At 59.0% G+C, this 24,192-nt stretch carries 20 protein-coding genes; 13 read left to right on the top strand and 7 right to left on the bottom strand.

The genetic code is table 11. From position 1 onward, the window contains the following. Nucleotides 1-28: 28 nt before the first annotated feature. The 7 genes from uvrA to ACLTXB_RS03970 all read left to right on the top strand — a co-directional run bounded on the left by uvrA (nucleotide 29) and on the right by ACLTXB_RS03970 (nucleotide 8,219). Nucleotides 29-2,863: an excinuclease ABC subunit UvrA gene (gene uvrA, locus ACLTXB_RS04000; RefSeq protein WP_428226125.1), complete on the top strand. Its 2,835-nt coding sequence runs from the start codon at nucleotides 29-31 to the stop codon at nucleotides 2,861-2,863. Between the two features lie 89 nt (nucleotides 2,864-2,952). Further along, nucleotides 2,953-3,492: a GNAT family N-acetyltransferase gene (locus tag ACLTXB_RS03995; protein WP_428226124.1), complete on the top strand. Its 540-nt coding sequence runs from the start codon at nucleotides 2,953-2,955 to the stop codon at nucleotides 3,490-3,492. Nucleotides 3,493-3,519: 27 nt separating this feature from the next. Further along, nucleotides 3,520-4,008: a COG2426 family protein gene (locus ACLTXB_RS03990; RefSeq protein WP_008981696.1), complete on the top strand. Its 489-nt coding sequence runs from the start codon at nucleotides 3,520-3,522 to the stop codon at nucleotides 4,006-4,008. A 46-nt stretch (nucleotides 4,009-4,054) separates the two neighbouring features. Further along, nucleotides 4,055-4,396, top strand: coding sequence for a hypothetical protein (locus ACLTXB_RS03985; protein ID WP_428226123.1), 342 nt, complete (start codon nucleotides 4,055-4,057; stop codon nucleotides 4,394-4,396). A 21-nt stretch (nucleotides 4,397-4,417) separates the two neighbouring features. Further along, complete coding sequence (gene recD2, locus ACLTXB_RS03980) at nucleotides 4,418-6,622, top strand: SF1B family DNA helicase RecD2 (RefSeq protein ID WP_428226122.1); 2,205 nt, start codon at nucleotides 4,418-4,420, stop codon at nucleotides 6,620-6,622. Nucleotides 6,623-6,840: 218 nt separating this feature from the next. Next, entirely contained in the window at nucleotides 6,841-7,320 is a 480-nt protein-coding gene (locus ACLTXB_RS03975) for an RNA polymerase sigma factor (protein ID WP_151076210.1), read from the top strand. Then, nucleotides 7,317-8,219, top strand: a complete 903-nt coding sequence (locus tag ACLTXB_RS03970) for a zf-HC2 domain-containing protein (RefSeq protein ID WP_428226121.1) — start codon at nucleotides 7,317-7,319, stop codon at nucleotides 8,217-8,219. The genes ACLTXB_RS03975 and ACLTXB_RS03970 overlap by 4 nt, the downstream gene beginning before the upstream one ends. Nucleotides 8,220-8,286: 67 nt before the next feature. Here the strand turns inward: ACLTXB_RS03970 and ACLTXB_RS03965 are convergent, their stop codons facing one another. Continuing rightward, nucleotides 8,287-9,993: a glutamine--tRNA ligase/YqeY domain fusion protein gene (locus ACLTXB_RS03965; RefSeq protein WP_428226120.1), complete on the bottom strand. Its 1,707-nt coding sequence runs from the start codon at nucleotides 9,991-9,993 to the stop codon at nucleotides 8,287-8,289. 193 nt (nucleotides 9,994-10,186) lie between these two features. Here ACLTXB_RS03965 and ACLTXB_RS03960 point away from each other — a divergent pair, with 193 nt between their 5' ends. From ACLTXB_RS03960 to trxA, 3 genes are all read left to right on the top strand, one after another. Continuing rightward, complete coding sequence (locus ACLTXB_RS03960; protein ID WP_428226119.1) at nucleotides 10,187-10,684, top strand: pyridoxamine 5'-phosphate oxidase family protein; 498 nt, start codon at nucleotides 10,187-10,189, stop codon at nucleotides 10,682-10,684. A gap of 78 nt (nucleotides 10,685-10,762) precedes the next feature. After that, the gene (locus ACLTXB_RS03955) at nucleotides 10,763-11,617 is read left to right on the top strand and encodes an NAD(P)/FAD-dependent oxidoreductase (RefSeq protein WP_428226118.1); all 855 of its coding nucleotides are present in this window, start codon (nucleotides 10,763-10,765) and stop codon (nucleotides 11,615-11,617) included. Nucleotides 11,618-11,652: 35 nt separating this feature from the next. Continuing rightward, the gene (gene trxA, locus ACLTXB_RS03950) at nucleotides 11,653-11,970 is read left to right on the top strand and encodes a thioredoxin (protein WP_008981704.1); all 318 of its coding nucleotides are present in this window, start codon (nucleotides 11,653-11,655) and stop codon (nucleotides 11,968-11,970) included. 49 nt (nucleotides 11,971-12,019) lie between these two features. Here trxA and ACLTXB_RS03945 read toward each other — a convergent pair whose 3' ends face one another. The 4 genes from ACLTXB_RS03945 to ACLTXB_RS03930 form a co-directional block, all read right to left on the bottom strand. Continuing rightward, on the bottom strand, nucleotides 12,020-12,757 hold the full coding sequence (locus ACLTXB_RS03945; protein ID WP_428226117.1) for a TIGR01906 family membrane protein: 738 nt from the start codon (nucleotides 12,755-12,757) through the stop codon (nucleotides 12,020-12,022). Then, on the bottom strand, nucleotides 12,744-13,421 hold the full coding sequence (locus tag ACLTXB_RS03940) for a lysoplasmalogenase family protein (RefSeq protein ID WP_428226116.1): 678 nt from the start codon (nucleotides 13,419-13,421) through the stop codon (nucleotides 12,744-12,746). The genes ACLTXB_RS03945 and ACLTXB_RS03940 overlap by 14 nt, the downstream gene beginning before the upstream one ends. Nucleotides 13,422-13,532: 111 nt before the next feature. Beyond that, nucleotides 13,533-15,263: a carbon starvation CstA family protein gene (locus tag ACLTXB_RS03935; protein WP_428226115.1), complete on the bottom strand. Its 1,731-nt coding sequence runs from the start codon at nucleotides 15,261-15,263 to the stop codon at nucleotides 13,533-13,535. Then, complete coding sequence (locus tag ACLTXB_RS03930) at nucleotides 15,260-15,799, bottom strand: hypothetical protein (protein WP_428226114.1); 540 nt, start codon at nucleotides 15,797-15,799, stop codon at nucleotides 15,260-15,262. Before ACLTXB_RS03930 ends, ACLTXB_RS03935 begins: the two co-directional genes overlap by 4 nt. A gap of 455 nt (nucleotides 15,800-16,254) precedes the next feature. Here ACLTXB_RS03930 and ACLTXB_RS03925 point away from each other — a divergent pair, with 455 nt between their 5' ends. Further along, nucleotides 16,255-18,270: an LTA synthase family protein gene (locus ACLTXB_RS03925; RefSeq protein ID WP_428226113.1), complete on the top strand. Its 2,016-nt coding sequence runs from the start codon at nucleotides 16,255-16,257 to the stop codon at nucleotides 18,268-18,270. A gap of 50 nt (nucleotides 18,271-18,320) precedes the next feature. Here ACLTXB_RS03925 and ACLTXB_RS03920 read toward each other — a convergent pair whose 3' ends face one another. Beyond that, nucleotides 18,321-19,469: a 5-bromo-4-chloroindolyl phosphate hydrolysis family protein gene (locus tag ACLTXB_RS03920; RefSeq protein ID WP_235395797.1), complete on the bottom strand. Its 1,149-nt coding sequence runs from the start codon at nucleotides 19,467-19,469 to the stop codon at nucleotides 18,321-18,323. Nucleotides 19,470-19,916: 447 nt separating this feature from the next. Between ACLTXB_RS03920 and ACLTXB_RS03915 the strand changes: the two genes are divergently transcribed. Both ACLTXB_RS03915 and ACLTXB_RS03910 read left to right on the top strand, forming a co-directional pair. Beyond that, nucleotides 19,917-21,689, top strand: coding sequence for a VanW family protein (locus ACLTXB_RS03915; protein WP_428226112.1), 1,773 nt, complete (start codon nucleotides 19,917-19,919; stop codon nucleotides 21,687-21,689). Between the two features lie 11 nt (nucleotides 21,690-21,700). Further along, nucleotides 21,701-22,375, top strand: coding sequence for a DUF2461 domain-containing protein (locus ACLTXB_RS03910; protein WP_235395800.1), 675 nt, complete (start codon nucleotides 21,701-21,703; stop codon nucleotides 22,373-22,375). Between the two features lie 845 nt (nucleotides 22,376-23,220). Here the strand turns inward: ACLTXB_RS03910 and ACLTXB_RS03905 are convergent. Then, nucleotides 23,221-24,159, bottom strand: coding sequence for an AEC family transporter (locus ACLTXB_RS03905; protein WP_428226111.1), 939 nt, complete (start codon nucleotides 24,157-24,159; stop codon nucleotides 23,221-23,223). Between the last annotated feature and the right edge of the window lie 33 nt (nucleotides 24,160-24,192).

Here is a 24,192-nt window from a genome sequence, read left to right as displayed (position 1 = left end):
GGAGAGATCAAGATAGAGGAACGACACTATGCAGAATTTTATTGACATCAAAGGGGCCCGGGAAAACAACCTGAAAAACATCGACCTGACCATCCCCCGGGACAAGCTGGTGGTGCTCACCGGCCTGTCCGGTTCGGGCAAGTCGTCCCTGGCCTTCGACACCATCTACGCCGAGGGTCAGCGCCGGTATGTGGAGTCTCTGAGTTCCTACGCCCGGATGTTTTTAGGGCAGATGGAGAAGCCCGACGTGGACTACATCGATGGCCTTTCTCCCGCCATCTCCATTGACCAGAAGACCACATCCAAAAACCCCCGCTCCACCGTGGGTACCGTCACCGAGATCTACGACTACCTGCGTCTGCTGTGGGCACGGGTGGGCACGCCCCACTGTCCCATCTGCGGCAAGGAGATCAAACAGCAGACCATCGACCAGATCATCGACCAGGTCCTGGCTCTGCCTGAGGCCACCCGTATCCAGGTGATGGCTCCGGTGATCCGGGGCAAGAAGGGCGAGCACGCCAAAATTTTTGAGGATGCCCGCCGCTCCGGCTATGTGCGCTGCCGGGTAGACGGCATTGCCTATGATCTCAGCGAGGAGATCAAGCTGGAGAAGAACAAGAAGCACAACATTGAGATCGTGGTGGACCGTCTGGTCATCCGGGAGGACATTGCCCGCCGCCTTACCGACAGCGTGGAGGTGGCCTCCAACCTGGCGGGAGGCTTGGTAGTCATCAACGTGGTGGGGGAGGACCGGGATATCCTCTTCTCCCAGAACTACGCCTGTGAGGACTGCGGTGTGTCCATTGAGGAGCTCACCCCCCGGATGTTCTCCTTCAACAACCCCTTCGGCGCCTGCCCCACCTGTACCGGCCTGGGCAGCCAGCTGAAGGTGGACCCCGACCTCATCATCCCCAACAAGAATCTGTCCATCCTGGAGGGGGCCATCACCGCCTCCGGGTGGAACAACATCAAGTCCGACGGAATCTCCCGCATGTACTTTGACGCTCTGGCCAAGAAGTACCGCTTCAAGCTGGATACCCCGGTGAAGGACCTGTCCAAAGAGGCGCTGGATGTGATCCTCTACGGCACCAAGGGAGAGGAGCTTACCCTCCACTATGACCAGCCCCGGGGAAAGGGTACCCTTCACCAGGCTTTTGAGGGCATCTGCAACAACCTGGAGCGGCGGTACAAGGAGACCCAGTCCGACGCGGTGCGCAAGGAGCTGGAGGACTGCATGAGCCAGAACCCCTGCCCCACCTGCCACGGTCGCCGTCTGCGCCGGGAGTCCCTGGCGGTGACGGTGGGGGGCATCGACATTGATACCTTCTGCCACAAGTCGGTCACCGAGGCCCTGGACTTCATGGAGCATCTGGAGCTCACCGAGACCCAGCAGATGATCGCCGCTCAGATCTTGAAGGAGATCAAAAACCGCTTGGGCTTTTTGCGCTCCGTGGGCCTTCAGTATCTCACTCTGTCCCGCTCCGCCGCCTCTCTCTCCGGCGGCGAGAGCCAGCGCATCCGCCTGGCCACCCAGATCGGCTCCTCCCTCATGGGCGTTCTCTATATCCTGGACGAGCCCTCTATCGGCCTTCACCAGCGGGATAACGACAAGCTGCTGAAAACCCTCCAGGACCTGCGGGACCTGGGCAACACTCTGCTGGTGGTGGAGCACGACGAGGACACCATGCGCGCTGCCGATTACATTGTAGACGTAGGTCCCGGCGCAGGAGTTCACGGCGGCGAGATCGTGGCGGCGGGTACCCCGGAGGAGGTCATGAACACCCCCGGCTCTATCACAGGAGACTACCTGTCCGGCCGGCGGAAGATCCCTGTTCCTGAGCACCGCCGGGAAGGCAATGGAAAGCATCTGAAAATCTTCGGCGCCCGGGAAAATAACCTGCGGGGTGTGGACGTGGACATCCCCCTGGGCACCTTTACCTGCGTTACCGGCGTGTCGGGCAGCGGCAAGTCCTCCTTGGTCAACGAGATCCTATACAAAAAGCTGGGGGCCGACCTGAACCGGGTGAAGGTGCGCCCGGGCAAGCACGACCGCATCGAGGGGGAGGAGTATCTGGACAAGGTCATCGACATTGACCAGTCTCCCATTGGCCGCACGCCCCGCAGTAACCCCGCCACCTACACGGGACTCTTCAACGACATCCGGGAGCTGTTTGCCTCCACTCAGGATGCCAAGACCCGGGGCTACGGTCCGGGGCGGTTCTCCTTCAACACCCGGGGAGGCCGGTGTGAGGCCTGCCAGGGCGACGGTCTGCTGAAAATTGAGATGCACTTCCTCCCCGACATCTATGTGCCCTGCGAGGTGTGTAAGGGCAAGCGGTACAACCGGGAGACTCTGGAAGTGCGCTACAAGGGCAAGAACATCTACGATGTGCTGGAGATGACGGTGGACGAGGCCCTGCCCTTCTTCGAGAACATTCCCAAGCTGTATAACCGCCTCAAGACGCTGGAGGAGGTGGGCCTGGGCTATGTCAAGCTGGGGCAGTCCTCCACCACCCTGTCCGGCGGCGAGGCCCAGCGGGTGAAGCTGGCCACCGAGCTCAGCAAACGCTCCACCGGCAAGACCATCTATATTCTGGACGAGCCCACCACCGGCCTTCATAGCTACGACGTGCAGCGGCTTATTGATGTGCTGCAAAAGCTGGTGGATGCGGGCAACACCATTGTAGTCATCGAGCACAACCTGGATGTCATCAAAACCGCCGACCATATCATTGACCTGGGTCCCGAAGGAGGCGACGGGGGAGGTACCATTGTGTGTACCGGCACACCGGAGGAAGTGGCTGCCTGTCCCGGGAGCTACACCGGCCAGTATTTGGCGCGGATGCTGAAACCACAGGATTAACTTTATAGTTTCTTAATTCCAGCGCCATTGACGCGGGGAACGAAAATGTGTAGGATAGAAAGGAAACGCTGGAAAAAGGAGTTAGGGGCATGACCAGATATCACTTGACCCATCCCAAGGACGGGCGCTTTGCGCCTGCCTTTGCCCTGTATGAACAGAGCTTTCCCATCCATGAGCGGCGCACAAAGCAGGCTCAGCAGGTCCGTTTGGGCTGCCCTGGGTACCACTTTGACCTGCTGATGGAGGGCGAGGAGCTTCAGGGCATCCTTCTGTGGTGGGAAGCCGGCCCCTTTTGCTATGTGGAGCACTTTGCCATCGCGCCCCAGCTGCGGGGAACGGGGATTGGGACCCGTGCCCTGGAGCAGCTGAGAGAGGAGGGGCGTCGGGTCCTTTTGGAGATCGACCCTCCGGTGGATGAAGTCTCCCGCCGCCGTCAGCGTTTTTACGAGAAGGCGGGCTTCTGCGCCAATCCCTACCACCACATCCACCCACCTTATCGCGCGGGCTTTTCCGGCCATGCGCTGGTGGTGATGACCAATCCCGGACCGGCTGCGCCCGGGGAGTACCAGGACTTTGCCCGGTATCTGGATCAGGTGGTCATGTCGGATTGTAAGCCTCCTCTGGAATAAAACAGATAAAAGGAGTTTCGTTCCCCCATGGATATCATGCACTTTTTAACGGAGACCGACTTTGGACGGTGTGTGTTCACCACGTTGGTCTCCATGATCCCCATCATTGAATTGCGGGGCGGCATCCCCTTCGGCGTGGCCCTGGGCCTGCCCTATCAGGAGGCCTTTGTCTCTGCCGTCATCGGCAATATTATTCCCGCCCCCTTCATCATCGTCTATATCCGTAAGATTTTTATGATGATGCGCCGGTATATGCCCCGTCTCAATGGTGTTGTGGATAAGATGGAGAAAAAAGCCCACCTGAAGGGACAGAAGGTGAGCAAATACAAGTATATCGGCCTGTGGCTGTTTGTGGCCATCCCCCTGCCCGGCACCGGAGCCTGGACCGGCTCCCTGGCTGCCGCCTTCCTGGACATGCGCCTGCGCAAGGCCTTCCCTGCGGTGCTGCTGGGTGTGCTGACCGCTGGCTGTATCATGACCGCCCTGACCCATGTGGGGGTCAACCTGTTTTCCTGACACCATAGACCACCTCTGGGCATAGGATGGCCCGGAGGTGGTTTCCTTGACACAGTTGGGAGAACTGGCGGCGGCGGTGCTGTTTGTGATTTGGGCGGCAGTCCTGCTGTGGCATTTGTTTGGGCGGCTGCTGCGCCCCATGCGGGGAGAGCGCATTTGGATGCTCTTGCCTGGAGAGGGAGACGGCGAGGGGCTGGAGGCCACCCTGCGCTGGTTGGCCTGGTGCCGGGAGGGCGGCGTATTTCGCGGCTGGGCGGTGATTTTTGACCGGAGCCTGACCCCTCAGGGCCGGGAGCTGGCCCTGAACCTGGCCCGGCGCTGGAGCTGGGTAAGCTGCTGCCCCGCCGGAAGTCTGGAGGAGTGGCTGAGCCAGGACGAGGAACCATAACACGAGAGAGGAGGAGACTGTATGGACCAAGAGCGCGGAGAGAAGCCGGTGCTGGAGGGAACGGTCTCCTCCATTATTTTTCAAAACGAGGAAAACGGCTATACCATCCTCCGCCTGGACGCAGGGGAGGAGGAAATGACGGTGGTAGGCTCTATGCCCGGGGTGTCCCCGGGGGAGTACCTGACCGTCCGGGGCGAGTGGGTGCGCCACGCCACCTACGGCACTCAGTTCCGGGCCGATGTGGTGGAGCGCCGCCTGCCCCAGGGGCTGAAAGAGGTCTACCATTACCTGGCCTCCGGAGCGGTCAAGGGGGTGGGCAAAGCCACTGCCCGACTGCTGGTGGAGGAATTTGGGGAGGAGGCTCTCAATGTCATTGAGGAGGAGCCGGACAAGCTCACCAGAATCCGGGGTATCTCTCCCAAGCGTGCCCGCACCATCAGCAACGCCTTCCGCCAGCAGATGGGCATGCGCCGCATGATGGAGTTTTTAAACCAGCATCAGCTGCCCCTGGAGCTGGCCATGCCTCTGTACCGCACCTATGGGGATGTGGCCCTGGAGGCGGTGCGTTCCAACCCCTACCTGCTGTCCGGGTGGGAGTTTGGGGTGGACTTCTCCCAGGCCGACGCCCTGGCTCTGGAGCTGGGCGTGGAGGGGGAGGCTCCCCTGCGCCGAGAGGCTGGCCTGCTCTTTGAGCTGGACCACAACCTGAATAACGGCCACAGCTTCCTCCCGGCGGGCAAGCTGGTGGCGGCCACCGGACAGCTGTTGTCGGTGCCGGAGGAGCGGCTGGAGGAGTCGCTGGACACTCTGGAGCGCCGGGGAGAGATCGTCCGAGAGGAGATCGCCGGAGAACAGGCGGTCTACCTGCCTCAGATCTACGAGGCGGAGGTGTACATTGCCCAGCGCATCGGGGAGATGAGCCGGGCCGAGCTGCTGCCTCCCGATAACCTGGACAAGCTGCTCAAAAAGATCCAGGACCGCCAGGGCATTACCTACGCCCAGCAGCAGCGGCAGGCGGTGGAGCAGGCCGCCGGACGGCAGGTGATGCTCCTCACTGGCGGACCGGGTACCGGTAAGACAACCTGTCTCCGGGGTGTGCTGGCCCTCTTTGAAGCTATGGGGCTGGAGACGGCTCTGGCCGCACCCACCGGACGGGCGGCCAAGCGCCTGGGAGAGCTGTGCTCCACCGAGGCCTCTACCATCCACCGCCTGCTGGAGACCGGCTTTGACCCCCACACCGGCCAGCTGGTCTTTACCCGCAATGAGTACGATCCCCTGGAGGTGGACGCCGTCATTGTGGACGAGGTATCCATGGTGGATGTGCCTCTCATGGCCGCTCTTTTGTCCGCGCTGCGGGACGACTGCCGCCTGGTGCTGGTGGGCGACCCGGATCAGCTGCCCTCCGTGGGGCCGGGCAACCTGTTTTCAGACCTCATCCGCAGCCAGGTGGTGCCCACCGTGCGGCTCACCGAGATTTTCCGCCAGGCCGCTCAGAGCGCCATCGTCCGCAACGCCCACCAGGTAAACCAGGGGGTGCTCCCCGACCTGCGGGAGAACCGGGGGGACTTCTTCTTCCTGCGCCGCCGGGACGCCCAGAGCGCGGCGGAGACCATCGTGGACCTGTGCCGCCGCAGGCTGCCCGAGAATATGGGCATCCCCGCCGACCAGATTCAGGTCCTGTCCCCCACCCGCCGCCGGGGTACTGGCACGGGCGTGCTCAACCAGGCTCTCCAGGCTGCCCTGAACCCGCCGGATGAGAACAAGGGGGAGCGCCGCTTCGGGGACTGGATCTTCCGGGCGGGGGACCGGGTCATGCAGGTGAAAAACAACTATGACATTCTCTGGCGGGAGGACGGAGGCACCGACTCCGGTATGGGCATGTTCAATGGCGACATCGGAGTCATCCGGGAGGTGGACCGGGAGTGCATCACCGTGGACTTTGACGGCAAGGTGGTGGAGTACTCACCCGACATGCTGGGGGAGCTGGAGCCCGCCTTTGCGGTGACGGTACATAAGGCCCAGGGCAGCGAGTACCGGGCGGTGATTTTGGCCGCTCTGGACGGTGCGTCCATGCTGATGACCCGGGGCGTGCTCTATACGGCTATCACACGGGCGAAGGAACTGTTTATTATTGTGGGAGACGACCAGGCGGTGGAGCGCATGGTGGCCAACAACCGCCAGACCCGCCGTTATTCGGGGTTACGAGCGCGGTTGCTTTCCTTGTAAGAAAAGCCGCTTTCTTGAAAGAAAGCTTGGCAAAGAACTTTCTGCAAAACTTCGTTTTGCTTCCGGGCAAAAGCAGGAGTCTGTACCATCAGACGAAAATAAAAATAGGGATGGCATTGCCATCCCTATTTTTTTCAAGAAACCTGTAACTTATCTGAAAAAGCGGCGTTTAACAAGTGGAACCAACAAACAGGGGACCGGGAGGGAGGGGATGGAGTATGAGCCAGGATTTTGCAGCGGCCTGCCAGGTCTACTATGACCGGGTATACCGCTTTCTTCTGGCCCTCTCCGGCGATCCCAACCAGGCGGAGGACCTGACTCAGGAGGTCTTTTACCGGGCGCTGCTCCATATCGGCAGCTACCGGGAGCAGGGGCAGATGCTCACCTGGCTGTGCGCCATCGGGAAGAACCTCTGGCTTAGCCAGTGCCGCAAGGAGCGCCGCAGAACTCCCACCCTCGCCGACACGCCTCAGCCCGGACCGGAGGAGGCCCTCTCCGCTCAGGAGGTCCAAAATACCCTGCGCCGGGCGGTGGCCGCCCTGCCGGAGGACTACCGGGATGTAGTCATCCTTCACATCTACGGTGAGATTTCTCTCAAGGAGATTTCAGCCATGAAGGGTAAGTCGGAGAGTTGGGGCAAGGTCACCTACTACCGGGCCAAACAGATGTTAAAACAGAAATTGGAGGGACTGCGATGAAAAACAAGTGTGACATTGTTCAGGACCTGCTTCCCCTCTATGTGGACGGCTGCTGCACCCAGAGCAGCCGGGAGCTGGTGGAGGAGCACCTGCAGGAATGTGCCGCCTGCAAACAGGTATTTGGGGAGATGACGGGGGATATCCCCACTCCGGAGGAGCCCCAGCCTGAGGCGGAGCCTGTCCCGGCAGAACCCGTTCCGGAGGAGCCGGAGAAAAAGCATGAGAAAACCTTCCGCAAGGGGATGAAGAAGATCCGCCGCCGGTGGATCGCCTCCCTGATCGTGGTCATCATTCTGGTGCCCTTCGTGCTTATGGGCATCGCCCAGGTCACTGGAGACGGCCTGTGCTATACCAACCTCCATGAGTTCTACCTGGCCCACGCCTTTCTGGGAAAGATGAAGGCTGGGGACTATGAGGGAGCGGCCAAGTATGTGGACCGGGAGACCAGACGGGGGGAGTTCCAGGAGCGGTTTACCGAAGAGGAGCTGGCAAACTATGACCAGGATGCCATCGACACCTTTGTGGCTGCCGCCCAGGGCTATACCGAGATGGGAGGACTCTCCGGCTACCGCTTCCACTGGGGTGGATATGCCTCTGCCGTGGTAGGCGGCGAATCGTTCGATGGGGATACTTTCTACCGCTTTGACTTTACCATCACCGTGGGCGGAAAAGATTACCTGGCATCCCTGGAGGTAACAGATAACGGGGTGACGAACTGCTCGGTCTATGACAACCCCATGGGCGGCCCACAGCAGCTCAATGCCATCAACGTGTGGGAATACACCCTGTGGGACGAATATGAGGCCCGTTATGATAACCCGGAGCGCGAGGCTGCGTATACCGCGTTTGTGGAACAGCGGGCATACGAGAGCGGTCTCCAGGTAGCTCCCAAGGAATGATCCTTGCAAGAGAAAGAACAGCCCGGCGCACGTTTTAACGTGCGCCGGGCTGTTTTTCGTCATATGCTTACTTTTTGAAGCCGTCCTTCAGGCTGACGGCGCGGTTGAACACCAGAGCGCCGGGCTTGGAGTCCTTGCTGTCGGCACAGAAGTAGCCAAGACGCAGGAACTGGAAGCGGTCGCTGGGCTGGGCGTTGGCCAGGCTGGCCTCCAGCTTGCAGCCCTCCAGTACCTCCAGGGAGCCGGGATTCAGGCAGTCCAGGAAGTCCTTATCGCCGCCGTCGGGGTTCTCGTCGGCAAATAGGTTGTCGTACAGACGCACCTGGGCGTCCACAGCGGTCTCAGCGTCTACCCAGTGGATGGTAGCGCCCTTCACCTTCCGGCCGTCGGCGGGGTTGCCGCCCTTGGAGTCGGGATCATAGGTGGCCAAGATCTCCACCACATTGCCCTGCTCGTCCTTCACACAGCCGGTGCACTTGATGAGGTAGGCACCCTTCAGGCGGCACTCGGGGCCGTCGGGGTAGAGACGCTTATACTTGGGAATGGGAGTCTCCAGGAAGTCGTCAGACTCCACATAGAGGTTGCGGGAGAAGGTGACCGGACGGGTGCCGGCCTCGGGATCGTTGGGGTTGTTCTCCACCTCGAAGGTCTCGCTCTGGCCCTCGGGATAGTTGATGATGGTCAGCTTGATGGGGCGCAGCACCGCCATGGCACGCTGGGCGTGCTCATTGAGGTCCTCACGCAGGCAGTGCTCCAGGAAGCCGTACTCCACGGTGGAGGTGTTCTTGGCCACGCCGATGCGGTCGCAGAAGTTGCGGATGGAGGCGGGGGTGTAGCCGCGGCGGCGCAGGCCGCACAGGGTGGGCATACGGGGATCGTCCCAGCCGGAGACATACTTCTCCTCCACCAGCTTGCGCAGTTTCCGCTTGGACATGACGGTGTAGTTGATACCCAGGCGGGCAAACTCAATCTGACGGGGCTTGCTGGGCACATCGGTGTTGTTGATCACCCAGTCATACAGGGGACGGTGGTCCTCATACTCCAGGGAGCACAGAGAGTGGGTGATGCCCTCCAGGGCGTCCTGAATGGGGTGGGCGAAGTCGTACATGGGGAAGATGCACCACTTGGTACCCTGGCGGTGATGCTCGATATAGCGGATGCGGTAGAGCACCGGGTCGCGCATATTGAAGTTACCGCTCTCCAGGTCGATCTTGGCACGCAGGGTGTACTTGCCCTCGGGGAACTCGCCGTTCTTCATCCGCTCGAACAGGTCCAGGCTCTCCTCGATGGGGCGGTCACGCCAGGGGGAGCGGGCGGGGGTGTTGGTGTCGCCGCGGTACTCCTTGAACTGCTCGGGGGTCAGCTCGCACACGTAGGCCAGGCCCTTCTTGATGAGGCCCACAGCCAGCTCGTAGGTCTTTTCGAAGTAATCGCTGCCGTAGAAGAAGCGGTCACCCCAGTCAAAGCCCAGCCAGTGGATATCCTCCTGGATAGCGTCTACGAACTCGGTGTCCTCTTTGGCGGGGTTGGTGTCGTCCATGCGCAAGTTGCAGATGCCGCCGAACTTCTCAGCAGAGCCGAAGTCGATGATTAGCGCCTTGCAGTGGCCGATGTGGAGATAGCCGTTGGGCTCGGGCGGGAAACGGGTGTGGACCTGCATCCCGGCAAAGCGTCCGCCGGGAGCGATGTCCTCCGCGATAAATTCGTGAATAAAGTTCTGGCTGGGGGCGGGACCCTCGGTGGCGGGGGCGCCGGTCTTGATGTCGTCAGCCATGGTTGACCCTCCTGTCTCTTTCACGGGCAGACAGCCTGCCCGCGTGGGAATCTTAACTTCACTATTCTACACCAGGGGCGGTTGTCTTGCAAGGTTTTTTCCATTTTTGCTCTCACCTTGCAGGAGTTGGGGCGGTGTGCTATACTCAGGTATCCAAAGATCATGCGCCAAAGGCACAGAGAGGAGACATCATATGCGTCCCATGCGTCGATTTCGTCAGGAGCTGACGGCGGAGGAGTGTGTTCAGGTGCTGGAACGGGGCACCCACGGAGTGTTGGCCGTGCTGGGGGACGAGGGCTATCCCTATGCAGTTCCCCTGAGCTATGTGCACGGAGAGGGAAAGATCTGGTTCCACTGCGCCAAGGCTGGGCATAAACTGGATGCCATCCGGAATTATAATAAGGTATCCTTCTGTGTGGTGGACCAGGACCGGATCGTGCCGGAGGAGTACACCACTTACTTCCGCAGCGTCATCGCCTTCGGCACCGCCCGGGTGCTGGAGGACCCCTGGGAGAAGCGCCAGGCCCTGGCGGCTCTGGCCGCCAAGTATTCCCCGGACCAGGAGGAGGGGCGCAGCGAGGAGATCCGCGCTCAGTTTTCCAATGTGACCATGGTGGAGCTCACCGTGGAGCACATGACGGGCAAAGAGGCCATCGAACTGGTGCGGGAGAAAAATTCTTCCTCTTTGTGACCCAGTCACAGTATACCCCCGAAAAATGGGGTATGATACCACCAGAACCAGAAAGAACCGCCAAAGGAGGCTGGAAGTGTGAAGTATGATATCATTGTGCTGGGCAGCGGCCCGGCGGGCCTCTCGGCGGCGGTGACCGCCCGGGGCCGGAATAAGAGCGTTCTGGTCATTGGCAACCGTTGGCAGGACAGTCCCCTGGCCCGGGCCGAGCGGGTAGACAACTACCTGGGGATGCCCGGAATGACCGGAATGGAGATGCTGGAGGCCTTCCAGCGCCACGCCCAGGAGATGGGGGTGGAGATGGTCACCGGAAAGGTGCTCTCTATTATGGAGTGGGAGGGCTTCACCCTCACCGTAGGCAGCCAGCTCTACCAGGGCTCTGCCCTGATTTTGGCCCCCGGCGTAGTGCGCCAGGCCAAGTTCCCCGGGGAGGAGACCTACCTGGGCCGGGGCGTGAGCTACTGCGCCACCTGCGACGGGATGCTCTACCGCAATAAGCCGGTGGCGGTGGTGGGCCGCAGCAAGGACGCCCCCCACGAGGCGGCTTACCTCAAGAGCATCGGCTGCCAGGTGGTCTATGTGGCCCCCAAGCGGCCGGACCAGCTGGAGGAGGACATCCCCTTCATCCAGGCGGCCAAGCTGGCCGTCAAAGGCGAGCAGACCGTCACCGCCCTGGAGGCGGACGGAGCGGACATCCCGGTCAATGGAGTGTTTATCCTCCGGGAGGCGGTGGCCCCCGGCGACCTGCTCCCTGGCCTGACTCTGGAGAAGGGAGCCATCCAGGTGGACCGATCCATGGCCACCAGTGTGCCCGGCGTCTTTGCCGCCGGAGATGCCACGGGAGCACCTCTGCAAGTATCCAAGGCGGTGGGGGAGGGCCTGATCGCTGCCCTGTCCGCCTGTGAATATCTGGACCGCAATGGGTCAAAGTAAGAACATAAAATATATTTAGAAAGAAGGATTTGAATATGGCACTGCAGCATTACAACAAGGAGAGTTTTGACAAGAGCCTGAACGAGGGCAAGCTGATGATGGTAGACTTCTGGGCTAACTGGTGCGGTCCCTGCCGCATGCTGGGTCCTGTGATCGAGCAGCTGGCCGGTCAGTACGAGGGCAAGGCCGAGATCGGCAAGGTGGACGTGGATGAGCAGGGCGAGCTGGCCATGCGCTACGGCGTGATGTCCATCCCCACCGTGATCTTCTTCAAGGACGGCAAGGAGATCGACCGCAAGGTGGGCGTGATGCCCGCCGGCGCCTTCACCCAGGTGCTGGATCAGAACCTGTAAGAGACAAAAATCCCGCTGCTTTACAACAGCGGGATTTTTTATGCCTTTCTCAAGAACAGCCAGAGCACCCAGAGCAGTCCCCACCGCCGGGACAGCCGGAACAGGGGGAGGCGGGAGGCGGAGCCAGCTTTTTGCGGCGGCGCTGGGCCAGCAGGTCGGCGGCAATGAGCACCACGCACCAGAACACCAGCAGCGCCAAAATCAAAATGGCGCAGTTGCGGAAGAAGTCCTCGGGCAGCAGCAGGATGATGGGGTCGGTGCGCCAGTCAAAGAGCCAGTTGGTCTTACCCGGGAAAAAGATAGAGTGGAACACCACAAAGGCCCGCTCAAAGTTGGTGGCGGCCAGACCGCCCACGATGAGAAACAGGCCGCCCAGTCCAATGGCCGCCCAGAAGCCGGGGCCGTGGCCCAGCAGAGGGGCGGGAGTGAGCTTGCGTTTCCGGCTGAGGACAAACAAAATCACCAGCGCAGCCAGGGAAATCACAGCTATCCACAGATCCAGCAGAAACAGCACCCGCACATCGGCAAAGTGGGAGGCACCGGACGCGGAGAAGGGCAGCACGCCCGCGGCAAAGTCAGGCCGCAGGCCAAGACAGTAGTCCATCACCTGGTCGAAAGCCTCTTTGATCTGCTCCACACTCAAGCCAGTATAGCCGTCCAGGTTCAGGGCCTTGATGTGGGCGTAATAGAAGGGGCGGCACAGCAGAGGCACCGCGATGGAGGCGGAGAGTACCAGAAGGGCGGTGAACACTCCGGTAAAAAGAGAGAGTAGTTTACTTGGTTTCATGGGAAAAACCTCCGGAAGAAGGATTTGCCCCCGACAGGGCAATGAGAACTTGGGCGGGGAGATAAAACAGCCACATCCCCACCGACACGAAAGCGCTTACCGCCGGGGGAACCAGCTGTGGATTCTGGAACAGGCCCACACACGTATCGCAGCAGAGAAAGAGCCAAAGACCCACAGAAAACAGGCGCATGGACTGTCCGGGACAGCTCAGACTGGACAGCGCGTTGCAGAAGAAGTTGGTGAAGTAAAACAGGGCCAGAATATTCAGGGGGATGAGCAGGTCCAGCACGTTTAGTACGACCAGGGCGAGAACAAACAGGGCTGCCCTCAGCCCCCACAGGCTGCGGCCTCCATTGCTGCGGTAGATGCGGACAAAGTAGAGCCCCTGCACCAGGCAAAACAGCACAATACCCAGGGCATAGTGTGCGTCCAGCAGCAGGAGAAATACATCGGCCAAGACGGTGAGGGTCAGAGCGGCGGACACCAGACGGCTGCCGCCCTGATGGCTCAGATATAAAGAGTAGATCAGACACAGCAGGATGCCGGCAAACTTAATGGGGTTGGAGCCGCGGCCTCCGATCGTCACATCCCAGATCAGAAAGGCGGCGTAGAGGATGGCCTCCAGAGTGAGAAACAGGGGCAGTACCCGATAAGATAGGCGCAAAAGACCGCCTCCTTTCTGACTGCAGGTTCTATCATACCACAAAGGGGCAGAGAGAACAAGAAAGAGGGCCCGGCGTTTGCCGGACCCTCTTGTCTGGATGGAAAAATGGAATTACTTCTGAGCGGGATTCTTGCCGCCGAAGATGGTCATGCAGCCCTCCACAGCCAGCACGATGGCCAGCACGAAGAGCAGGGTGCCCAGAATGGCCTGAGCATAGGGGCCCCAGTCGCTGGCAGCGCCGGCGGCGATGACGGACACCTTGCTGGTCACAGTCTGGAACAGAGAGACCAGAGTGACTACCAGCATGAAGGCCATGGGGAAGTAGAACATCTTGTTGTTGCGGCCGATGTTGCCCAGCCAGGCACACACGGTCAGCAGAGCCAGAGCGGCCAGCAGCTGGTTGGCAGCGCCGAACAGAGGCCAGATCTTGGAGTAGCCGGTCATGCCCAGGCCAACGCCCAGCACCACGGTGATGGCGGTAGCCACCACGGGGTTGCAGAGGATAGCCTTGAAGCCGGTGGCGTCCTTGTAGGTCTCGCCGGGCTTGAGCCAGAACTCCTGGAACATGTAGCGGGCCAGACGGGTGGCGGTATCCAGAGAGGTCAGGCAGAACACGGAAACGGTCAGAACCAGCAGGGAGGCAATGGTCTCCTGAGCGCTGGCCAGGCCGGGGATGGAGGCCACCATGCGGGAGATACCGACGGCAAAGACCTGAGTGGGGGTGACAATCTCGCCGGAGGCGTACTCGGTCCAGATGAAGGACACGGCGCTCAGGGAGATCAGAGCCAGGGCACACTCGATGAGCATGCCGCCGTAAGCGATGGGCTTAGCGTCGCGCTCGTGGTCCAGCTGCTTGGCGGTGGTGCCGGAGCCCACCAGAGAGTGGAAGCCGGAGATAGCGCCGCAGGCGATGGTAACGAACAGGGCGGGGAACACATAGCCCAGGGAGCTGCCGGTGGGAGCCAGGGTGTCATACCAGCCGGTGAAGGCGGGCATATCCATGTGAGCAGCGTCCGCACCGGTGAGGCCGGCGCCGATGACGCCCACAGCGGCGATGACCATCATGGCGTACAGCAGGAAGGAGCTGAGGTAGTCACGGGGCTGCAGCAGGATCCACACGGGAGCCACGGAAGCAACCAGGATGTAAGCACCGATGATCCACATCCAGGTGGTGCTGGACAGGTAGATGGGGTGCCAGGCCAGGCCCAGAGCCAGGCAGATCACGATGCCGATGCAGCCGGCGACGGTGGCGATAGCCAGAGAAGCGCCCTTGCGGTAAACAAAGAAGCCGAACAGGATAGCCATCACGATGAACAGCAGGGAGATCATGGCCACGGAGGCGTTGGTCTCATTGTGGGAGCCGTCCGCATTGATACCCACGAAGGTGCTGGCCACGATGGAGGCGAAAGCGGCCACCACCAGCACCAGGGTCAGGTAAGAGAAGATCAGGAACAGCTTCTTGGCACGATCGCCGATGTTCAGGGCGACCACCTCGCCCAGGGACTGACCCTTGTGGCGGATGGAGGCGAACAGAGCGCCGTAGTCATGAACCGCGCCGAAGAAGATACCGCCGATCAGGACCCACAGAACAACGGGGACCCAGCCGAACACGGCAGCCTGAATGGGGCCGTTGATGGGGCCGGCGCCGGCGATGGAAGAAAAGTGGTGACCCATCAGAACAGGAGCCTTGGCGGGGACGTAGTCCATGCCGTCCTCCAACTCATGGGCGGGGGTGACTTTGGAGTCGTCAACGCCCCACTGCTTGGCAAGCCATCCGCCGTAGAAAATGTAACCTACGATCAGAATGATAATGCCAACGATGACAACAAGCATTGCATTCATTGAGTTTTCTCCTCTCCTTTATAGTTTGCAATGACACGTTCCACCATCCGCTTCAGGTCCTTGCCAAAGGCTCTTCCTGCGCGGTTGGTGGTAATTTCGCCGGTGGACAGGTCCACGGCGGCTATACGAAACTCCATCCATCCATGGAGCGATAGCTTAAATTCTCTGCGGTGCTTTTTCTTGACCAAAGCGCCCAGAGCCTGCTTGTCAGCCTGATCACACAGAACCAAAGCAGTGAGATACGTATACATATGCTGAGCATGGGGCTTGACCAGGGGGGTGCCCAGTTCCAGGGTCTGTCGGCACACGTCCTCCAGAGCGGTCTCGTTCAGCTCAGACAAGGAATAGAGGTAGAGGTACTCGTGGTGCTCCGCCGCCCAGAGCTCCGCCTTTTTGCTCAGTACGTACTGGGAGTCCCGGGAGTGAAAGGCACAGCAGGCCTTCAGAGCAGAATCGTCGCTGCCGCGCTCGATGTCATAGTGGGTGGAAAAGATCGTCAGCAGACGCTCCTCCAGGGTCTGGCGCAGAGAAGTCACGTAAAACCATCCTTTCCCCCGCCCAGCGCGGGGTGACAAAGTTGAAAGCAGCCGGAAAAGGCTGCTTTTCTCAAAAAGTTGCCGGAAAAAATTTAGGAAAAACTTAAGAAATGAAAATGGAAAAAATGTGAATAAATTATTAAGGATAATATAGCAGATTTCCATGCTCAATGCAACCCTAAACTATCTGCAAAAGAAAAAATTCTATGCCTTTTTGGTTGGAACGGCAAAAGGAAGTGGTTAAGAACGGGAGAAAGCGTCAGAATGCAGGGAGGAAGAAAATTAGAGAGTGGGTTGAACCTTAAATTTAAAGGTGAGAGCTGGAAAAAAAGAAAAAGGAACCGGCCTGGGGCGGTTTGTTGACAGGTTAGGCCCAATCGGGTAAAATGAGCCTGCATTTATAAGGTATGGTATATTGGAAAGGACCCGTGCTGCGGGCGGAAAGGAGCTGCGGGATGGAGTTGGCGGATCAGAAGAAAAAAAGAAGGCTTCTCCACCTGTCCAAGACAGGCAGGCGGCGGCTTCTTGTGCCCACGGCCTTTTTCCTGGCCGTTATTTATTATGAAGAGCTGTTTATGAAGCTCTTCTGCTTTCATAGCCTGTCCCCGGCCGGGGCATTTTTTACCCTGCTGTTCTCCATTCCGGTGGCGGTGCTGCTGGGACTGCTGTGCGGCGGCGTGCAGGAGCGGCGGGGACGGTGGCTGGTAGTGATATGTACCGCCCTGCTCTCCCTGTGGATGGGCTCTCAGATCGTCTACTACCATCTGTTCAAAACCTTTTTGACCATCTTTTCCATCACCAAAATGGCCATGGTGGCCGGAGCCTTCGGCGATATGGCGGTGGGCCAGATCCTGATGAACTGGTTTCCCATTTTGATGATGGTGGTGCCTGTGGTGCTGTCCCTGGTGTTCCGGGACCGGATCGTGAGCGGTGAGCCTCTGGCCCGGGGCGACCGGCTGCGCTGGTTTGGCGTGGGTGCGCTGGTACAGGTGGCGGGGATCCTCTTGGTGCTGCTGTGCGGCGGGGGGAACCTGTCGCTGCGGTATATCTACTTCCAGGCGGCCGCGCCGGAGCTGGAGGTACAGAACTTCGGTATGATTACCCAGACCCAGCTGGAGATCCGGCGGGTGCTCTTTGGGATCGATCCGGACGACCAGATCCTGCCCAAGCTGGCGGTGCGCACTTCCGCACCCTACCAGCTGGAGGAGAAGAAGAAGCCCGGACTGCATGTGATGGAGATCGACTTTGACGCTCTGCTGGAGCGGGACCAGGACGATCCGGTGCTTACCGACATGCACCAGTACTTCTCCAAAGTGGAACCTACGGCGGAAAATGAATGGACGGGCCGCTTTGCAGGGAAAAATCTGGTCTGGGTAGTGGCAGAGGGATTTTCCACCCTGGCTATGGATCCCCAGCGTACTCCCACCTTGTGGAAGCTGTCCCACGAGGGAATTATCTGCGACCACTTCTATACGCCCTTGTGGGGTGTGTCCACCTCGGACGGGGAGTATGTGACCACCACGGGTCTCATCCCCAAGTCGGGGGTGTGGAGTTACTCGGAGTCGTCGGACAACTACATGCCCTTCGGCTTTGGCACCCTGTTCAAAAATCTGGGGTACCGCACCCTGGCCTACCACGACTACCTCTACGATTACTACGACCGCAACCTCTCTCATCCCAATATGGGCTACGAATATTACGGCATCGGCAACGGACTGGATATGGAGATCGACGAGGAGAATTTCCCGCCCTCTGACCAGGAGATGATGGAAAAGATCGTGCCCCAATTTGTGAATGAGGATCAGTTCATGGTCTACTGCCTGACGGTGAGCGGCCATTTGAAGTACAACTATGAGAGCAACTCCATGGCCCGCCGCCACTGGAGCCAGGTGTCGGACCTGGGCTACTCCGAGGCGGTGACCGCCTATCTGGCCTGCCAGATGGAGCTGGAGCTGGCCATGGAGAGCCTGGTCAATCAGCTGGAGGAGGCAGGCAAGCTGGATGACACCGTTATCGTCCTCTCCGCCGACCACTACCCCTATGGTCTCACCGATGAGGAGTACAGCGAGCTGCTGGGCCACGAGGTGGACCCCGTCTTTGAAATCTACAAAAACACCTTGATTTTGTGGAGTGCAGATATTGATGAGCCTGTCCATGTGGATAAATTCTGTTCCAGCCTGGATGTGATGCCCACTCTGGCCAATCTCTTTGGCCTGGAATACGACTCCCGGCTCATTATGGGGCGGGACATTCTCTCGGATGAGCCTGGGCTGGTCATCTTCTCCAATTACAGCTTTATCACCGACAAGGGACGCTATGACTCCACCACCGACACCTTCCAAATGTGGGACGGCAGCGAGCCTGACCCGGAGTATGTGGCGGAGCGCCTCTCCGAGGTGCAAAACCGGGTGGCCTACTCGGCGTCTATTTTGGATAACGACTATTACCGGGTGGTATTTGGAGCTTCCTGAGCATGAAAAAAGGCTGACATCGTTGGATGTCAGCCTTTTCCTTTTATCTTTTAAAGCTCCAGGCGGATACTGTCCTTGGAGGACAGGCCGTCTTTGGAGAGCATCCGCTCCAATACCTCCACATCGGAGGTGATGTCCAGGGCGTCTCCCTGGAACAGCTGGTCCAGCTGTTTTTCAAAGCCCTCCACGACCTTATCCATCATGCCTTCAATGCGCTCCATAGCGGCGGTAATGTTTTCACCGGCCACCTCCTGGTCCTCCAACTGGGCATAGGCCCGGAGGATCTTCAGCGTAGTGGGGAGGTAATAGCTCAAAAAGCTGTGCAGCTGGGGAGATTTCTCCGGGTGCTGCCGCTGGTAGTCCAGAATTTTGGCGGTGATGACGCCGATGCGGTCGATCTGCTGGCTGAGCCGGGGGTTATCGATGGCGTCGTTGACAGCGCGAATCTCATCCAGTACCGCGTCCTGGGGACGCTCCTCTTTGGGCTGTTCCGGCTGCTTAGGCTCCTCCTTGGGAGGATCGGACAGGCCGTCGCCCGAGATCACCAGCATGCCGCTGCCCAGATCCAGGTAGCCGTTGGGGAACAGGTTCTCCTCCAACATGTCTTCCAGGTCATCCTTCACTTTGGCGGGGGAGGTGCCGGTAGCGGAGGCCAGGGAGGCCAGGGAGATGCTGGTGCGCCGTCCAATCATGGCCAGATACTGGCGGAAGCGGCGTACCTTCTTCTGTCGGCGAAGCCCCACAAACAGGCATCCGGCGCCGCCGCCCAGGAAGCAGAAGATGGGCAGCAGGTTCATCATGTCTTCCAAAAACCACACGACATCTCCGTGGAGCAGCCAATAAAAGGCGTTGCTGACGCTGGAGAGGGAGACAAAGAGGAAAACCGCGGTAAGTACGGCGCCCACAATGGTCATCGTGCGGCCCTTGCGCTCCAGCGCGGCCAGCTGGGCGTTGCGGCCTTCGGCGGTGAGCTCAGCAGCGGGCTGGGGGGAGGTAGTTCTGGCTCCCACCGGCGCGGCATCGGGACGGCGGGCATAGGTGGTTGCGCTGCGTCCAGTGCGCTTTTTTCCGCCCAGCAGTTTCAGAACGATCATAAAAAAGCCGATGGGCGGCATACAGACCAGAAATACCACGGCGAGGATCCAATAGGTCAGATCGCCGTTGTTTCGGTTTCCCCTCTGATATTGATAGTTTGACATAATGGCTTTTCCCTCCGATAGCAGGCCGCAGGGCGGCCGACTTAACAAGGATATTGTAGCAGAGATGTGTCAAAAACGAATTGAGATTTTCTTAAAATTGATTAAAGGCGCATACAATGGATGCAGATCCTGAAAACAGACAGGAGTACCTGGGTAAAAAACATGATACCCCAAGGGCGCAAAAAAGTAAAGGGCGGTCCAAATATTTTGCTTCAAAGGGGAAATTTGGGAAAGACAGTTGTAACTGTTCTGTAATTGTAAGGGGAAAACAGGGGTGCTATAATGGGTCATGATCTCCAGAAACACGCAGGATCAGGGAGAAATATCCATAAAATTCTGAATCTGTGTGGAGAAATAAACAGAAAAACGTATCGGCCGCGGGCCGATGCGCGGAGGTAACGTCATATGGAAGGTAGTCGGGTCCAAAACAATGGGGCCAAGGGCCCTATGAACCCAAAGAAAAAGAAATTGCTCATCGGAATCGGAGCGGCAGCGGTTGTGGTGGTCGGCGCCTATGTGGGCCTGTGTGCCTGGGTGGGCGGCTCCCAGACTATCATGAAGGGCGTCCATGTGGGCGGCGTGTCCGTGGGCGGCATGACCCAGGAGCAGGCAAAGTCCACCCTGGAGCAGAGCATGACCCAGGCCAAGAGCGTCACCCTGCCGGTGGAGTACGGCACCTGGAGCGGCAGCATCAGCGGCAGTGCCCTCAGCCTGGAGGCGGATGACTGCGTCCGGCAGGCGTGGGAAGCCGGCCGGAGTAACTTCCTGCTTCAGGGCGGTGCCTATCTGAGCAGCCTGATGGGAATGAAGCAGGACGTGGATCTGGTGCTGGACTGGAGCGAGAGCGGAAAAGAGGAGCTGAATGCGCTGCTGGACGAGGCCGATCAGCTGGCCGGCGGCGGCATCACCGAGGCCGCCTATGTGGTGGAGGGCGATGCCCTGAAGATCACCAAGGGCGTTACCGGTGTGGCCATTGACCGGGAGCAGTCGGAGCAGCAGGTCAAACAGGCTCTGACCGACGAGATCAGCCAGCAGCTGCGGGGCGAAGCGGTACAGGCGGAGACGGTGACCCTTACCGCCCACGAGGAGAGCCCCCGGGAGCCTGATTTTGAGGCCATGTATGAAGAACTGCATACCGAGCCTGTGGATGCCACCGTGGACCCCGAGACCTATCAGGCCACGGACCATGTGGTAGGTGTAGACTTTGACGTGGAGCAGGCCAAGGCGGCCTATCAGTCGGCGGCCGAGGGCGAGACTGTCTCCATCCCTCTCACCCTGACCCAGCCCAATGAGACCAAGGAGAGCCTTCAGGCCAAGCTGTTCCGGGATCTGCTGGGCAGCGGTACCACAACGGTCAGCGGCTCTTCCAACCGCAAGCACAACGTTAAGCTCTCGGCCCAGGCCTGCAACGGCGTGGTCCTTATGCCCGGAGAGATCTTCTCCTACAACAACACCACCGGCAGCCGCACTGCCTCCAAGGGCTATCTGTCCGCGCCGGTGTACTCCGGCGGCGCCTCGGTGGACGAGGTGGGCGGCGGTATCTGCCAGACCTCCTCTACCATCTACTACGCCGTCCTGCACACCACGCTGGAGGTGGTGGAGCGCAAGGCCCACATGTATAACACCGGTTATGTGGATGAGGGCATGGACGCCACGGTATACTATGGTCTGACGGATTTCCGCTTTAAAAACAACACCAACTATCCCGTGAAGATCGTCACCCGTAGCTACGACCAGGGCGGCAAGCGCAAGCTCACCGTGGAGATCTACGGCACCAACGAGACCGGTTATTATGCCGTGCCCAAGAGCACCACCTATGACAGGGTCTCTCCCACCACCCAGTATAAGGCGGATGAGTCTATCCCCCGCGGAACCACCAAGGTGGACAGCAAGCAGAATCCTTATACCGGTATCAGTGCCAGTACCTACCGCTATATCTACGACAAAAACGGCAATCTGGTGGAGAAGCAGCAGATGACCTCCAGCACCTACAAAATGCGTCCCAAGACCATTTTGTACAACCCCGCCGACGGCGATCCCTCCACCTGGGTCAACGGCGTGCCGCCGCAGCCCCAGCCCGAACCTCAGCCTGAACCGGAGCCTCAGCCCGAACCGGAACAGCCCATCGATTCCGGCAGCCAGGGCACGGATTCCGGGGCTTCCTCGTCCAGCAGTACGTCGGATCAGTCGGCAGGAGGGGCCAGCAGTCAGGCATCCTGAAGGAGCACAACATGTTTCAAGGTTTTTCACAGCAAGCAGTGGATTTCCTGTGGGGAATCCGCTTCAATAACGAACGCAGCTGGTTTTTGGAGCACAAGCAGGAGTATCTGACCTACGTGGCTGAGCCCCTGCGCCAACTGGGGGAGGAGGTCCAGCAGGTCATGGAGGAGAAATCCCCGGAGCTGGGACTCAACCTCCATGTCTCCCGGATCTACCGGGATGCCCGGCGGCTCCACGGCCGGGGACCTTATAAGGATCACCTGTGGTTTACCCTGCGCCGTCCCAAGGAGCGGTGGGTCAGTCTGCCGGCGTTCTATTTTGAGATCGCTCCGGAGTATTACAGCTTCGGCATGGGCTGCTACGACCCCACCCCTGTCACCATGGCCAAGCTCCGTGCCCGCATTGACCGGGACCCCAAGCCTCTGGAGAAGCTGGCTAGGAAGCTGGAGGGCTCCGGCTTTGCGCTGGAAGGGGAGCAGTACAAGCGGCCCAAGGGGGACCCGGGACCTCTGCTGTACCCCTGGTACAACCGCAAGAGTATCTCCCTGACCCGGGATGAAAATTGTGAGGGCCTGCTGTTCCAGCCTGAGCTGGTCCAGCAGGTGGCACAGGGCTTCTGTTTCCTGAAACCGTACTACGAATATCTGATGGATCTGGCGGGCGATGCGCCGCCGGAACGGATCTAAAAAAGGGCGTGCCCAGCGGCACGCCCTTTTTGCAAGTGATTTTCAAAAAACTTGCAAAATGAATTGTAATTTCCTCCAAAAACCGTTGACAAATTATAGAGCGGGTGCTATATTATAACCAGAAAGGGTGATACCAATGTGGTAGCAAACCTAGATACCAGATACACCTGATCCGACAGCAGAAAGTTGAGATATATCAAATCCCTGGTAAATCAAAAACATACGCTGTCAAACCTGTATCGGAATACAGATCGACCCGAAGGAAAACAAAGGCACCTTAAAGATCCAAGGCAAGTTTGTATCTTAAGAATTCCAGATCAGCAAGTAAAATTCGGTAAACCTTGTCAGTACCCGGCGGACCAGGAAAAACTCATGAGAGTTTGGTAAGCTGAAGAGAAATCAAGATCCTGAACGCAGAGAAGAATTCAATGGGTAGCAAAAATGCCAGGGAAATCGAACAGGACCTGCGTAAACCAATGGTAAGCTCTGAACCCCGTACAAGATCAGCTGGTAGGATGCAGTGTATATCTGGTCACGCAAATGCCACAGGATGTTGCAGGAAGCATGAGATCGCACAACAGCACAGAACCTCATAAGCGAGGATGCACGGCGAAGTGAACGCGCGGCAACAAAAGTTGAATGGCAGAAATCGATATCCTGTAAACGGAACGTGTGGTAGATGCGAATCAATAGAAAGTGAGGTAACCATATGATGTTAGATAACAAGAACCACCAGAAATGACCCTTGACTGCATTGGATTACGAAACAAGCAGTCAAGGGTCATTTCTTTTTTATCATCGTATGGAAGCGGGCGAAGGCCCGTTTTTTTCTTTTTTCGGCTCTGTTACAAAAGCAGAGAGATCAGCGGGATAGAAATAAGACACAGCAGGCTGGAGAGAAATACCGACCGGGAGGCGAACTCCTTGTCCGAGTGATAGCTCTCCGCCAGAATGGCGCTGATGGCCGGGGAAGGCATGGCCATAATGATCAGAGTCACCCCCACTACCAGAGGATTGGAGATGGGCAGCAGCCGCAAAATGGCCCAGGTAAGGACCGGGAAAAAGACGAGGCGCAGAAAGGAGACGGAAAAGACGTCCCGATCCCGCAGCAGATCGCCCACCCGTCCCTCGGTCAGATTCATACCGATAACCAGCATGGACAGGGGAGTGGTAATATTAGAGAGATGGGTGAGAGGAGTGGACAGCACGTCGGGAATGGGAATTTGCGCCACGTACATTACCAGCCCCAGCAGGATGGCACCATTGACGCTGGTCAGCAGGATGGAGCGCCAGGAGGGCGGTGGGCTGGAGTCCTCTGCCTCGTGGTCCATGCACATGAGCTTGGCGCCCAGTGTGTAGGCCAGCAGATTAAAGGGAATACCCAGGAATACCGCCAGAGCCAACCCCTCTTCCTGAAAGAGAGCAAGGGCTACGGGAAAGCCCATAAAGCCATTGTTGCTGAACATAGCGGAGAAAATCCATGCGCCTCTGCGTCCCTCACCGACATGGAAAAGGCGGCAGGCTGGCAGGGACAGCAGGCCATAGAGAAGGTACAGCACCGTTCCAAGTATCGCAATGAGTACCCCGTCCCGGATAAAGGCGGCGTCGTAGGGCCGCACCAGGGAGACCAGAATGGTGGCGGGCAGGGTGATCTGCATGAGCAGATTGCTCAGCAGCTTGGTGGAGGAGACGGGGAGGACCTGAAGTTTTACCGCGGCGTATCCCACGGCGATGAGCAGAAACAGGCCCACCAGATTGGAGAAGACGTCTCCGATGTTCAGCATGGATCAAACTCCTTTCACGGCGGTGCTGAAATT

This window comes from Flintibacter sp. (assembly GCF_046973065.1).
Note: the sequence above shows the minus strand (reverse complement) of the source record. Positions and strands in the feature narration are given on the sequence as shown.

Bases quoted from the DNA above. Each gene is read 5' to 3' on its own strand.
- ACLTXB_RS03945 (WP_428226117.1), bottom strand. From the start codon at position 12,757: ATGAAACCAAGTAAACTACTCTCTCTTTTTACCGGAGTGTTCACCGCC.
- ACLTXB_RS03995 (WP_428226124.1), top strand. From the start codon at position 2,953: ATGACCAGATATCACTTGACCCATCCCAAGGACGGGCGCTTTGCGCCT.
- ACLTXB_RS03960 (WP_428226119.1), top strand. From the start codon at position 10,187: ATGCGTCCCATGCGTCGATTTCGTCAGGAGCTGACGGCGGAGGAGTGT.
- ACLTXB_RS03935 (WP_428226115.1), bottom strand. From the start codon at position 15,263: ATGAATGCAATGCTTGTTGTCATCGTTGGCATTATCATTCTGATCGTA.
- ACLTXB_RS03925 (WP_428226113.1), top strand. From the start codon at position 16,255: ATGGAGTTGGCGGATCAGAAGAAAAAAAGAAGGCTTCTCCACCTGTCC.
- ACLTXB_RS03975 (WP_151076210.1), top strand. From the start codon at position 6,841: ATGAGCCAGGATTTTGCAGCGGCCTGCCAGGTCTACTATGACCGGGTA.
- ACLTXB_RS03910 (WP_235395800.1), top strand. From the start codon at position 21,701: ATGTTTCAAGGTTTTTCACAGCAAGCAGTGGATTTCCTGTGGGGAATC.
- ACLTXB_RS03915 (WP_428226112.1), top strand. From the start codon at position 19,917: ATGAACCCAAAGAAAAAGAAATTGCTCATCGGAATCGGAGCGGCAGCG.
- ACLTXB_RS03965 (WP_428226120.1), bottom strand. From the start codon at position 9,993: ATGGCTGACGACATCAAGACCGGCGCCCCCGCCACCGAGGGTCCCGCC.
- ACLTXB_RS03990 (WP_008981696.1), top strand. From the start codon at position 3,520: ATGGATATCATGCACTTTTTAACGGAGACCGACTTTGGACGGTGTGTG.
- ACLTXB_RS03920 (WP_235395797.1), bottom strand. From the start codon at position 19,469: ATGTCAAACTATCAATATCAGAGGGGAAACCGAAACAACGGCGATCTG.
- recD2 (WP_428226122.1), top strand. From the start codon at position 4,418: ATGGACCAAGAGCGCGGAGAGAAGCCGGTGCTGGAGGGAACGGTCTCC.
- trxA (WP_008981704.1), top strand. From the start codon at position 11,653: ATGGCACTGCAGCATTACAACAAGGAGAGTTTTGACAAGAGCCTGAAC.
- uvrA (WP_428226125.1), top strand. From the start codon at position 29: ATGCAGAATTTTATTGACATCAAAGGGGCCCGGGAAAACAACCTGAAA.
- ACLTXB_RS03970 (WP_428226121.1), top strand. From the start codon at position 7,317: ATGAAAAACAAGTGTGACATTGTTCAGGACCTGCTTCCCCTCTATGTG.
- ACLTXB_RS03905 (WP_428226111.1), bottom strand. From the start codon at position 24,159: ATGCTGAACATCGGAGACGTCTTCTCCAATCTGGTGGGCCTGTTTCTG.